Source organism: Pseudoalteromonas sp. S8-8, from assembly GCF_000497875.1.
Taxonomy (GTDB): domain Bacteria; phylum Pseudomonadota; class Gammaproteobacteria; order Enterobacterales; family Alteromonadaceae; genus Pseudoalteromonas; species Pseudoalteromonas arctica.
In genome coordinates this window covers 69014-81387 of sequence record NZ_AUTR01000039.1, presented here as the reverse complement: position 1 = coordinate 81387, position 12374 = coordinate 69014, and the positions used below count along the sequence as shown (strand labels likewise).

The 12374-nt window shown below is 39.9% G+C and carries 9 protein-coding genes; 3 read left to right on the top strand and 6 right to left on the bottom strand.

What is annotated here, in order from left to right:
* Positions 1–21: 21 nt before the first annotated feature.
* The 5 genes from L659_RS0113230 to dapB all read right to left on the bottom strand — a co-directional run bounded on the left by L659_RS0113230 (position 22) and on the right by dapB (position 7393).
* Positions 22–1080 (bottom strand): S66 family peptidase, encoded by a 1059-nt coding sequence (locus tag L659_RS0113230; RefSeq protein WP_024590847.1) that lies wholly within the window; start codon positions 1078–1080, stop codon positions 22–24.
* 241 nt (positions 1081–1321) lie between these two features.
* Entirely contained in the window at positions 1322–1798 is a 477-nt protein-coding gene (gene greA / locus L659_RS0113225; RefSeq protein WP_024590846.1) for a transcription elongation factor GreA, read from the bottom strand.
* Between the two features lie 48 nt (positions 1799–1846).
* A complete protein-coding gene (gene carB, locus L659_RS0113220; RefSeq protein WP_010553418.1) occupies positions 1847–5065 on the bottom strand; it encodes a carbamoyl-phosphate synthase large subunit in 3219 nt (1072 codons plus the stop codon).
* A 16-nt stretch (positions 5066–5081) separates the two neighbouring features.
* Positions 5082–6227 (bottom strand): glutamine-hydrolyzing carbamoyl-phosphate synthase small subunit, encoded by a 1146-nt coding sequence (gene carA, locus L659_RS0113215; protein ID WP_024590845.1) that lies wholly within the window; start codon positions 6225–6227, stop codon positions 5082–5084.
* Between the two features lie 362 nt (positions 6228–6589).
* Positions 6590–7393 (bottom strand): 4-hydroxy-tetrahydrodipicolinate reductase, encoded by an 804-nt coding sequence (dapB, locus tag L659_RS0113210; RefSeq protein ID WP_024590844.1) that lies wholly within the window; start codon positions 7391–7393, stop codon positions 6590–6592.
* 372 nt (positions 7394–7765) lie between these two features.
* Here dapB and L659_RS0113205 point away from each other — a divergent pair, with 372 nt between their 5' ends.
* The 3 genes from L659_RS0113205 (at position 7766) to L659_RS0113195 (ending at position 11179) form a co-directional block, all read left to right on the top strand.
* Positions 7766–9079, top strand: a complete 1314-nt coding sequence (locus L659_RS0113205) for a Na+/H+ antiporter NhaC family protein (RefSeq protein ID WP_024590843.1) — start codon at positions 7766–7768, stop codon at positions 9077–9079.
* Between the two features lie 133 nt (positions 9080–9212).
* Positions 9213–10001: a nucleoside-binding outer membrane protein gene (locus L659_RS0113200; RefSeq protein WP_024590842.1), complete on the top strand. Its 789-nt coding sequence runs from the start codon at positions 9213–9215 to the stop codon at positions 9999–10001.
* A 161-nt stretch (positions 10002–10162) separates the two neighbouring features.
* Positions 10163–11179 (top strand): alpha/beta fold hydrolase, encoded by a 1017-nt coding sequence (locus L659_RS0113195; protein ID WP_024590841.1) that lies wholly within the window; start codon positions 10163–10165, stop codon positions 11177–11179.
* A 234-nt stretch (positions 11180–11413) separates the two neighbouring features.
* Here the strand turns inward: L659_RS0113195 and L659_RS0113190 are convergent, their stop codons facing one another.
* Positions 11414–12211, bottom strand: a complete 798-nt coding sequence (locus L659_RS0113190) for a M48 family metallopeptidase (RefSeq protein WP_024590840.1) — start codon at positions 12209–12211, stop codon at positions 11414–11416.
* Positions 12212–12374 lie beyond the last annotated feature (163 nt).

Genomic DNA, 12374 nt, shown 5'->3' with positions numbered 1-12374 from the left:
CAAAGGTAAGTGAATAAACTTCTAACAAAGCTCGGTATTTAATGAGGCTTTGACTACTTTACCTTCATTTATGTCAGCGGTGATTGTACAAGTAGCGCCGTTTACTAAATTTAAGTTAGGTGGAGCATGACCAATATCGGCATCAATAATCACAGGAAATAAACACCCACCTAGTGCAACATCAAGCGCGTGGCGGTAATCAAAAGAAGCATCTTGACCTTGAGTGATCACGCTGCGACCAATAATAATACCGTTTATATCGTCAAATATACCTGCTAATTTTAATGAAAGTAAAAACCGTGCAACGGTTGTTGGCGTCAGCTCTGAGTTTTCTAGGTATAAAATAAGCCCTTCGGGTGCACTGTGTTTTTTAAATTCATGTAGTGCCAAAAATGGAGAGTCGAGTAATAAGCCGACTGTATCTAAGCACCCACCAAATAAACGACCCGACATTTCAATAGTGCGTGCATCAAAGTAATTTAAACACTGCCACTGAGTAACTTCTGTGTGTTCAAACAATGCATTTGGGTTTTGTACGTAATCAGGTCTATTTTTTTGATAATGCGATGACGGTGCTTGCTCAAATTTGCTACCTGCTTCATAACTTAGTGTTTCAAATATTTGCAGGCAATAAGGACTTTTTTCGTCAGGATGTAACTGCATAAGATTAGCGCTGTGTAGTGTTGCCCATTGGCATTTTGCCGTGAGTGCGCATGCAATGGTGCTTACATCAGAGAACCCAACTAACCATTTAGGCTTTGCTTCTTTAATTGCATTAAAATCAAGTAGGGGCAGTATTTCCATTGCAAGCTCGCCACCAAATGGAGGCATAATTGCATCTATCTCATCATCTAATAAAAAACCCATTAACTGCTGAGCGTGCGCTTTAGCGTTAAGCTGTCCATGCGGTTTGCTTTGACGTAAAAACTCTCCTTCAACAACATCATACCCTCGATGTTTTAATCCATTAATAACAATGTCTAATCGTGCATGGTACTTTTCTTTAAGGCCTGATGAAAGTGAACAAATTGCTATTTTTGATCCTACTTTTAAAGGCGCTGGGTAAAGTATATTAGCCATATATTTTCCTTTTTAGAGAATACGTTAATACCAATTACATTAAATCAGCGAGTTATTTGATGCGCTAAATGCTCATGTTTTTAGTAAATTGATATAAGTACCTACTATACCAACATAGACCATATTTATAGAACATGAATACTGTACAAACGCGCCTACCATTAAAGGTTAAATTATAGACATAAAAAAACCGATGTAATTACATCGGTTTTTATTTAAAAACGTTAAAGTGAGTTATGCGTTAAAGATACTCAACTTCAATAATTTCGAACTCAACAATACCTTTTGGCGTTTGAATAGACACTGCGTCGTCCATTTGTTTACCAATTAAGCCACGTGCAATCGGTGAGTTAACAGATATTAAGTTGTTTTTAATATTTGCTTCGTCATCGCCCACAATACGGTATTTTACTTCAGCATCGGTTTCTATATTTACAATAGTCACCGTAGTGCCAAAAATAACTCTACCGGTATTTGGCATTTTAGTTACGTCGATAATTTGAACATTTGAAAGTTTAGCTTCAATTTCTTGAATACGCCCTTCACAAAAACCCTGTTGCTCACGCGCAGCGTGGTATTCAGCGTTTTCTTTTAAGTCACCGTGTTCACGCGCAACAGCAATGTCGGCGATAATTTTAGGACGGGTAACTGTTTTTAATTCGTTAAGCTCTTTACGCAGTAAATCTGCGCCACGAACTGTCATCGGAATTGATTGCATACTTTTCTCACTTAACACCAAGGCCCTAGTTGGCCTTGGCACATTTCCTTAGTTCAATCGCAGATGTAGCTCTTGAACTGACGTCACTTTGCTGCGGTCATCTGCTTTATTAGCAGTACAGTTAGCGAATGCCGCGTTCAAGGTTGTCGTATAGTTGGTTTTATTTTGCAATGCACCACGACGTAACACCTTCGAATCTTCGATCGCTTGGCGACCTTCGGTGGTATTAACGATATAGCTGTACTCTTTATTCTTGATATAATCAAGAATATGCGGGCGGCCTTCATATACTTTGTTTACACGTCGTACTTCAATGCCAGCTTCTTCAAGAGCTTGTGCCGTGCCACCAGTTGCGTCAAGTTCAAAACCTAAGTCGGTCATGATTTTGGCTAATTCAACAATACGTGGCTTATCGCTATTACGAACAGATAATAGCGCGCGACCACCGCGTGGTAAAGTGTTGCTTGCACCTAATTGTGCTTTTGCGAATGCTTCGGCGAAAGTATCACCAACACCCATCACTTCACCTGTTGAACGCATCTCAGGACCACGGATTGGATCCACACCCTGAAACTTAGCAAATGGTAAAACAACTTCTTTAACGCTGTAGTAAGGAGGGATCACTTCTTTAGTAATACCTTGGCTTGCTAAAGACTGCCCAGCCATACAACGTGCAGCTACTTTTGCAAGCGCCACACCGGTTGCTTTTGATACAAACGGTACAGTACGTGCAGCACGCGGGTTAACTTCAATTAAGTACACTTTGTCTTCTTTAACTGCAAACTGTGTATTCATCAAGCCAACAACACCAAGTTCAAGCGCCATGTCGGTTACTTGCTTGCGCATTACGTCTTGCACTTCTTGTGATAAAGAATGTGCTGGTAATGAACAGGCTGAGTCACCCGAGTGAACACCCGCTTGCTCAATGTGCTCCATAATACCGCCGATAATTACTTGCTCGCCGTCACAAATTGCGTCAACGTCAACTTCAATCGCGTTATCTAAGAAACGATCCAGTAATACAGGTGCTTCGTTTGATGCTTGTACAGCTTCGGTCATGTAGCGACGTAAATCATCTTCGTCGTATACAATTTCCATCGCACGACCGCCTAGTACATACGACGGGCGTACTACTAACGGGAAGCCAATTTCAACTGATTTAAGTAAGGCTTCTTCGGTTGAAGTTACTGTTGCATTTTCTGGCTGAAGTAAGTTTAAACGCTCAACAAGTTGTTGGAAACGTTCGCGGTCTTCTGCACGGTCAATCGCATCAGGTGAAGTACCAATCACTGGTACGCCATTGGCTTCAAGCTCACGCGCTAGCTTAAGTGGTGTTTGACCACCGTACTGTACGATAACGCCTTTTGGCTTTTCAACACGTACGATTTCGAGTACGTCTTCAAGCGTAATTGGTTCAAAGTATAACCTGTCAGATGTATCGTAATCGGTAGATACCGTTTCAGGGTTACAGTTAACCATAATAGTTTCGTAACCGTCTTCGCGAAGCGCAAGCGAGGCATGTACACAACAGTAATCAAACTCAATACCTTGACCGATACGGTTTGGACCACCACCAATAACCATGATTTTATCACGATCTGTTGGGTTAGCTTCACACTCTTCATCGTAAGTTGAGTACATGTAAGCAGTGTCTGAGCTAAATTCTGCAGCGCACGTATCAACACGTTTGTATACTGGCACGATGTTTAATAAATGACGTTTTTTACGAATTTCAGCTTCAGATACACCTGCAATTTCTGCTATACGCGGATCTGCAAAGCCTTTACGTTTAAGTTTACGTAGGAAGTCAGCATTTAAACCCGCCATGCCTACTTTCGCTATTTTTGCTTCGTCTTTTAAAATGTCTTCTATTTGTACTAAGAACCAGCGGTTAACTTTAGTCAGTTCGTAAACATCATCAACACTCATGCCATGGCGCATTGCATCGGCAATGTACCAAATACGCTCAGCGCCTGGCTCGCGTAGTTCACGAATGATTTTTTCTTTTGCTTTAGGGTCATCAAGCGCAACTATCGGATTAAATCCCGTTGCACCCACTTCAAGACCACGTAATGCTTTTTGCAACGACTCTTGTTGGTTACGACCAATTGCCATTACTTCGCCAACTGATTTCATTTGCGTAGTTAAACGGTCGTTTGCACCGGCAAATTTTTCAAAGTTAAAGCGAGGAATTTTTGTAACAACGTAATCGATCGAAGGCTCAAAAGACGCGGGAGTTTTGCCACCAGTAATGTCGTTTTGAAGCTCGTCAAGCGTATAACCTACTGCTAGTTTTGCTGCAATTTTAGCAATTGGGAAACCCGTTGCTTTTGATGCTAATGCAGATGAACGTGATACACGTGGGTTCATCTCAATGATAACCATACGGCCATCTTCAGGATTAATACCAAACTGCACGTTAGAACCACCAGTTTCTACACCAATTTCACGTAATACTGCCATAGAGGCGTTACGCATAATTTGGTATTCTTTGTCGGTTAGCGTTTGCGCTGGTGCAACGGTGATTGAATCGCCAGTGTGAACACCCATAGGGTCAAAGTTTTCAATGGTACAAACAATAATACAGTTGTCGTTTTTATCACGTACAACTTCTGTTTCGTACTCTTTCCAACCAATCAGTGATTCATCAATTAGTAATTCGTTCGTTGGCGATAAATCTAAGCCTCGTTCACAAATTTCTTCAAACTCTTCTAAGTTATACGCCACACCGCCGCCGGTGCCGCCCATAGTAAAAGAAGGCCTGATAATACATGGTAAACCAATGCGCGTTATGATGTCTTTGGCTTCATCCATAGAGTGAGCAATCTCAGCACGAGGACATTCAAGACCAATATTTTTCATTGCTACGTCAAAGCGTTCACGGTTTTCTGCTTTGTCGATTGCATCAGCCGTTGCACCAATTAGTTCAACGCCATGTTTAGCCAATACACCGTGCTTGTCTAGTTCAAGCGCACAGTTTAATGCCGTTTGACCACCCATTGTAGGCAGTACTGCATCTGGCTTTTCTTTTTCAATAATTTTTTCTACCACTTCCCAGTGAATAGGTTCGATGTATGTTGCATCGGCCATATCAGGGTCGGTCATGATAGTTGCAGGGTTTGAGTTAACTAATATAACTCTGTAGCCTTCTTCTCTAAGTGCTTTACACGCTTGAGCACCAGAGTAGTCAAATTCACAAGCTTGACCAATTACAATTGGGCCTGCGCCTAAGATAAGAATGCTTTTTATGTCGGTACGTTTTGGCATTATTACTCCAGTTAAATTAGTGTTTACGCGCTTGCATCAAATCGATGAAGTGGTCAAATAATGGGGCTGCATCGTGCGGACCAGGGCTTGCTTCAGGGTGACCCTGGAAGCTAAACGCAGGTTTATCTGTACGATGAATACCTTGAAGCGTTCCGTCAAATAACGATTTGTGCGTGGCACGAAGCGTACTTGGCAGGCTTGACTCTTGAGCTGCAAAACCATGGTTTTGAGCTGTGATCATAACTACATCGCGGTCTAGGTCTTTAACTGGGTGGTTAGCGCCGTGGTGGCCAAATTTCATTTTTTCTGTTTTAGCACCTGAGGCAAGGGCTAATAACTGATGACCTAAACAGATACCAAAAATTGGTGTGTCGGTTTCTAAAAAGGTTTTAATTGCATCAATAGCGTAAGTACATGGCTCAGGATCGCCAGGGCCATTAGATAGGAAGATACCATCAGGGTTTAAAGCCAGTACGTCAGCGGCAGAGGTTTGCGCTGGTACTACTGTAAGTTTACAGCCACGGTCTACAAGCATACGTAAAATATTACGCTTTACACCGAAGTCGTAGGCAACAACATGAAACTTTTCATCAGCAGCATCAAGGGTTTTAAATCCTTCGCCTAATGTCCAGCTTGATTCGCGCCACTCAAAATTTTCCTTGGTTGAGACAACTTTTGCTAAATCCATACCTTTTAAGCCTGGGAAGGCTTGCGCGGCTTGCGCGGCTTGTAGCGCTTTATTTTCGTCTAGCTCGTCGCCAGCAATAATACACCCGTTTTGTGCGCCTTTATCACGCAAAATTCGAGTTAACTTTCTGGTGTCGATGTCCGCAATACCTAAAATATTACGTTCTTTTAAGTAATCATCTAACGATTGCTCGTTACGAAAATTACTTGCTAGCAGTGGCAAATCACGGATCACTAGGCCTTTAGCCCAAATTTGATTCGCTTCTTCGTCTTCGCTGTTGGTACCCGTATTACCGATATGTGGGTACGTCAAAGTTACGATTTGTTCCGCGTATGATGGATCAGTCAAAATTTCTTGATAACCAGTCATAGACGTATTGAATACTACTTCACCGACTGACATGCCGTCAGCGCCGATTGCAGTACCGCGAAACACTGTGCCGTCTTCTAGGACTAACAGAGCGGATTTAGTCAAGTTAAACCTCCTAACAGTAAAAAACGGGAGTAAGCAATTGCTTAACACCCCGCCAATACCCAGAGGGATCGTCAAAACCAGATTTTTGTGAGCTTAAATTGTTTTACGCAGTCTTAAATGATGCAGATGTAAAGCATTCAACCTTCAATCATTTTTTCTTGCCTAAAACTATTTTTATTCCCACTGAAACCCCGGATTTACTAGCCACTTGGGTATAATTGGAAACACGCATTTAGTAATTTTTGGCAAATTGGCTGCATATTACATTAAGTTAGCTTTTAGGTCTAATATTATTTAGTAAATTGTTACAAACAAGTCACTGTAGGCAAAATTAGACCCAAACAGTTAAAAAAGTAACTAAACTACTTCAGATCTAGTACATCTTGCATATCATAAAGTCCTACAGGTTTATTTTTCAACCAGCTTGCAGCCCTTACAGCACCTAGAGCGAATGTCATTCTTGAACTTGCTTTATGGGTTAATTCGAGTCTTTCGCCCATTGTGGCGAAGTACGCGGTGTGTTCACCTACTATATCGCCCCCTCTTAGCACTGAATAGCCAATTTCATTTTGCGATTTAGCTGTCTCCACTTGGCTTCGGTCGTATACGGCAACCTCGTCGTGGTCCCAGCCTTTAGCCTGTGCAATTGATTCGCCAATGGCTAATGCTGTGCCCGATGGCGCATCGATTTTATGACGATGATGCGTTTCAAATATTTCAATATCTAAATCGTCACCAAATTTGGTCGCTGCGGTTTGCACAAGGTTCAGTAATACATTGACTCCAACACTGTAGTTTCTAGCAAACACAATAGGAATATGCTTAGCGGCATCGTGTAAAAGTGCCATATCGTCGCTTGTTAAACCCGTTGTACCAATAACCATAGGGATTTTTTGTGCTACAGCGGTTTTTAAATGGTTTTTCATACCAGCGGGAAGCGTAAAGTCGATTAAAACATCTACATTATCTATTGTGGTTTCTTCGCTAAAGCTAACACTGTTATCGGCTGCGCTATTTACTTGATTTACATTAATACCTAATAACGATGAACTGCTACGAACGTATGCACCTGTAAGTTGTGTTTGCTCTTTAATTGTCGCTGCTTCTAATAGAGCTAAGCCCATTCTGCCATTAGCACCAAAAACGCCTATTCGATTTGTAGTCATTGTTTTTACCTAATTTAAATTTGAATCCGTTTTTTACTAATCTGAGTATATATCCGGAGCATTGCAAATACGCGCTTGGGCATTTTTATGCAGTTGGACAAATATTAATCGCTGAAAATAGCGTTACTTTGTAGATATTATCTAAAAGTCATGCAATAGTCAGGTGACCTTTTAATTTAATAATAATAACAATACCAGTTTACTTTAGCCATCTATACATTTAAACTTCTCTTTCGCGTCGATTTGGTCTTTGGCTTGCGGGCGCTGCACTCTCCTAATTTTGTTAATGATTAACATAGTAGGTAGATTTGCTAAATTCAGCTAAAAGAGGAATTTTTGGCTGTTGTAAATTAACTGGTTTCGAGGATTATGATGCAGCCATCATTTAACAAAAACAAAGCAATACTTTCTTTACTACCCCTTTTAACCTTTGTAGCACTATTTTTGGGCTCTGGTTTATATTTACAATCGCAAGGGGTTGACTACGCTTTTTATCAACTTCCTGCTCCAGTGGCTATATTACCCGCCATTATGCTTGCGTTTATTTTAAATAAAGGCACAGTAAACGAGTGTGTAGAGACCTTTATTAAAGGTGCCGGACACAACAATATTATTACCATGTGTTTAATTTACTTACTTGCAGGTGCGTTTTCTGCCGTTGCCAGTGCAACTGGTGGTGTAGATGCGGTAGTAAATGCTGGATTATCACTTATTCCTCCTGCGTTATTGCTCCCTGGCTTATTTTTAATTGCAGCGGTTGTATCAACAGCTATGGGGACGTCAATGGGAACAATCGGTGCCATTGGGCCTATTGCTTATGCGGTATCAATTAAAACCGGTATAGATCCAGCATTAATGGCAGGTACGATTGTATCTGGCGCTATGTTTGGCGATAACCTATCAATTATTTCCGACACCACTATTGCAGCCACACGAACGCAGGGCTGTGAAATGAAAGACAAGTTTAAAGAGAATCTTAAAATTGCAGTACCTGCTGCAATACTAACTATTGGCTTGTTGTTTTACTTAACACCTGCAGCACAAGTAGTTGAGACCAAAGATTACGATATTTGGTTAGTACTTCCTTATGCCTTTATTTTAGTGTTAGCAGTTGCTGGCTTGAACGTATTTGTAGTGTTGTTTAGCGGTATTATTTTTGCTGCATTAATGGGCTTTACAGGAAGTTATGAAGGCGCAAGCTTTGTAAAAGATATTTACAAAGGCTTTACCGATATGCAGGAAATATTTTTACTATCAATGTTTATTGGTGGCTTATCTGAATTTATTCGTATTAACGGTGGCCTTGATTTCATTGCCCAAAAAATTCAAGCCATAACTAAAATCATCGCAAAATGGCACCGTAAAGTGGCCGATCAATTAGGTATTGCAGCATTGGTTATGACAAGTAATATGTGTATTGCCAATAATACCGTATCAATTATTGTTGCTGGCCCTATTGCTAAAAAACTAGCAGATGACGGTGAAATAAGCGGTAAACGTTCAGCTAGTTTGCTAGATATTTTTGCTTGTGTAACACAGGGTTCATTGCCTTATGGCGCACAAGCCTTATTACTGGGCGCTACTTTTAAAATAAGCCCGTGGGAAGTATCAACGTCTTCTTATTACTGTTTTATTTTAGCATTTACGGCGATTACTATTATTTGTTTGCGCCGTAATAAAGCGTAATAAATTGAGTCATTACATGTTGCAGTTTATTAAGTAAGCTGCAACATGTGTTAAATTAGCGATCAACAAATCAATCTCTTCTGCTATAATTGCCGCTTCCGCGTGTCACTAAAATTATAGTTATTAAACAGTTATGAAATTTAAAAAATTACTCCCTTTTATTACCCTTACTTCTCTAGCTTTATCATCGTCAGCTTTCGCTGCCAATTGGAGCAGTACAGCAGTACATATAAATAATGGCAGCCAAAAAAATCCATTCACTGAGCAAGAATCAGACACCACTGTTTACTCGCTTCAACATGCATCGGGCTATGACTACGGCGATAATTTCTTTTTTATTGATTACAGTAAAGACGATATAGATGACGGTTACCAAGATGCTGATTTTTATGGTGAGTGGTACTCAACGGTTAGCTTATCTGCCATCACTGGTAAGCAAATTGGCTCTGGCGCATTATTAGATGTTGGCCTAACGGGCGGTATTAACGTTGCTGGTGATGCAAAAGTAATGAAGTATCTACCAGGTGTAAAATTAAGCTGGGATGTACCTGGGTTTAACTTTTTTCAAACGCTGTTCACAGCCTACATTGACGATAGTGAAGGTGTAGCAAAAGGCGGCGCACCTATCGAAACTAATAGCTGGATGCTTGATGTAGCTTTTGAATATCCTTTCACTATTGGCTCACAAAAGTTTAGCTTTAAAGGCCACGCTGAATACATCGCAGAGCGTGAAGATGAATTTGGTAACGATGTACAAGCTTGGATACTAGCACAGCCTATTTTAGTGTGGGATATGGGTCACGCCCTTCAAATGAAAGAAAACACACTACTGCTGGGAATGGAATTACAATACTGGCACAACAAATTAGGTACTGAAGTCACTGAATCGGTACCACAAATCCATATTGAGTGGACATTTTAAGCTTCAACAATCAGCTCTTTACTCAGTAGTAATAAGCGAAGCACTATTTTAGCTTCGCTTTTTTTCGTCCACGTAAAACATTTAATTGAACAGGTTTAAATACTTAGTTATTGTTGTACTTCTTTTTAAGCCAAGCGCTCGCCTTTAATAGGAGTAACTGAATGTCGTCGATTAAAGTTATTTGTTTCTCTACATTATTAGTACTAACAAACAATGCCTTAGCTGGCACTTCTCAAGATACATCCGCCCTTTCTTATGATGCACTATTAAGCAATTACGAATACGACTTTAAGGTAAATTACTTTGCACTTGAGTCGCAAAAACAATCATTAAAAATGGCTTATATTTACTTAAAGCCTACTAAAGCCGGTATGCCTACAGTTACACTTATGCATGGCAAAAATTTTAACGCTGACTACTGGACTACAACCGCTCAGTGTCTGCAATCTTTAGGTTACGGCGTATTAATCCCTGATCAAATTGGTTTTGGCAAGTCGTCTAAGCCAACTAATTACCAGTATTCGTTTGCGACGCTTGCTCATCATACTCACGCGTTAATAGATTCTCTTAATATTAAAGAGTCGATTGTACTTGGGCACTCTATGGGCGGGATGCTAGCGAGTCGTTTTACATTAATGTACCCAAACGCCACTAAAAAGCTAATTTTATTAAACCCTATTGGGCTTGAAAACTACTTGCAGTATGTTGATTACAAAGATACTAATTTTTTCTATAAAAACGAGCTTTCAAAAACACCTGAAGGTGTAAAAAAATATCAGCAAAAAAATTACTACGATGGTAAGTGGAATACAACATATTCAGCCTTAACTGACTTTATAACAGGACAAATACAAGGCCCAGATAAAGAACAAATGGCATGGGTGAATGCAAAAACATACGATATGATTTTCACTCAACCTGTAATAACCGAATTTAAAGATTTAACTGTGCCGGTTAAATTAATTATTGGTACACGCGATAGAACCGGTCCAGGCCGTAACTGGAAAAAAGATGATGTTGATTACGAGCTTGGTCGATACGATAAATTAGGCAAACACGCTGCAACACTTATTCCTGACGCACAATTATTCGAACTAGATAACTTAGGGCACCTGCCGCACATTGAAGATTTTGAACGCTTTAAAAATGTATTACAAAAAGCGCTTACAACTAAATAAAGGTAAGTACTGAATACAAAAACCCCTGTAAGTAATTACTCACAGGGGTTTTTATTTAGTAATTAAACTAAATTATACCAATCTGCTTATATATGGGGTCTATTTAACGTTAAGAAAATTACGCTAGGACTAGGCAAAAATTTTTGTATCTAGTTGTTCTAAATAAAAAATTTTTAACGACGTTATAGTGAAATTTAATTCGTTAAATTGATCAAAGATTTATGCAGGTTGGTATTACAACTTACATTGTGGGTTTTTACCCTGTGCTTTAGCTGTACTTTGCTCACTAAGTGCTTTACTCATTTGTGCCTGTAAGTCTTTAATACGACTGCTTGGCGCTGGGTGAGTTGATAAAAACTCAGGTGTTGTACCACTACCTGCTGCACTCATATTTTGCCAAAGGGTTACTGATTCTTGTGGATTAAAGCCTGCTTCAGCCATTAAATCTAAGCCAATTTCATCAGCTTCTGACTCGTGCGAACGGCTAAATGGCAAAACAACACCATACTGTGCGCCTAAGCCTAGACCCTGCATAATTTCATTACGGTATTGAATGTTACCCATTTCAAGTGCTGCACTACCAAGTTGCATACCGGTATCTAAAATAGAGCTTTGTGAAACACGCTCATTAGAATGATCAGCAATTACGTGCCCTACTTCGTGCCCTAGCACTGTTGCTAGTTGGTCTTGATTGGTGGCTATTTTTAATAAGCCCGTATGAACCCCAATGTAACCTCCAGGTAGTGCAAAAGCGTTAGCAGATTCATCTTCAAATACAACCACTTCCCAATTTTGTGACGCGTATTCTTTTGGTAATACAGCCACTACTTTTTCAGCAATGCAATTTACATATGCATTTGTTTTTGCATCTTTATTAATTGGTTGGTTTTTTTTCATATCTGCAAAACTAGCAGTGCCCATTTCACTCATTTGTTGATCTGAGTAAAGCGCTATTTGAGTGCGTCCTGTTGGTGACGTTTTACAACCGGCTAAAACGGCTGTCGCTAATACTACAAGTACTAGTTTTTTCATGATAATTCTCTTAAGTAATCAATTTTTTATTGCTTGTAGAATAGCAAACACAGTACCAATTTAAAATATTTGCTTTATATACCTTTATACTAAAAAGATGCGATAAGACGATAAACTTAGCAGGCAAACTAAGTTTATCCAAATACAATGCCCTGTTACACTA

Excerpts from the sequence above, each read along its gene's own strand:
- L659_RS0113205 (WP_024590843.1), top strand. The coding sequence starts at position 7,766 with ATGCAGCCATCATTTAACAAAAACAAAGCAATACTTTCTTTACTACCC.
- L659_RS0113200 (WP_024590842.1), top strand. The coding sequence starts at position 9,213 with ATGAAATTTAAAAAATTACTCCCTTTTATTACCCTTACTTCTCTAGCT.
- dapB (WP_024590844.1), bottom strand. The coding sequence starts at position 7,393 with ATGACTACAAATCGAATAGGCGTTTTTGGTGCTAATGGCAGAATGGGC.
- L659_RS0113230 (WP_024590847.1), bottom strand. The coding sequence starts at position 1,080 with ATGGCTAATATACTTTACCCAGCGCCTTTAAAAGTAGGATCAAAAATA.
- greA (WP_024590846.1), bottom strand. The coding sequence starts at position 1,798 with ATGCAATCAATTCCGATGACAGTTCGTGGCGCAGATTTACTGCGTAAA.
- carB (WP_010553418.1), bottom strand. The coding sequence starts at position 5,065 with ATGCCAAAACGTACCGACATAAAAAGCATTCTTATCTTAGGCGCAGGC.
- L659_RS0113190 (WP_024590840.1), bottom strand. The coding sequence starts at position 12,211 with ATGAAAAAACTAGTACTTGTAGTATTAGCGACAGCCGTTTTAGCCGGT.
- L659_RS0113195 (WP_024590841.1), top strand. The coding sequence starts at position 10,163 with ATGTCGTCGATTAAAGTTATTTGTTTCTCTACATTATTAGTACTAACA.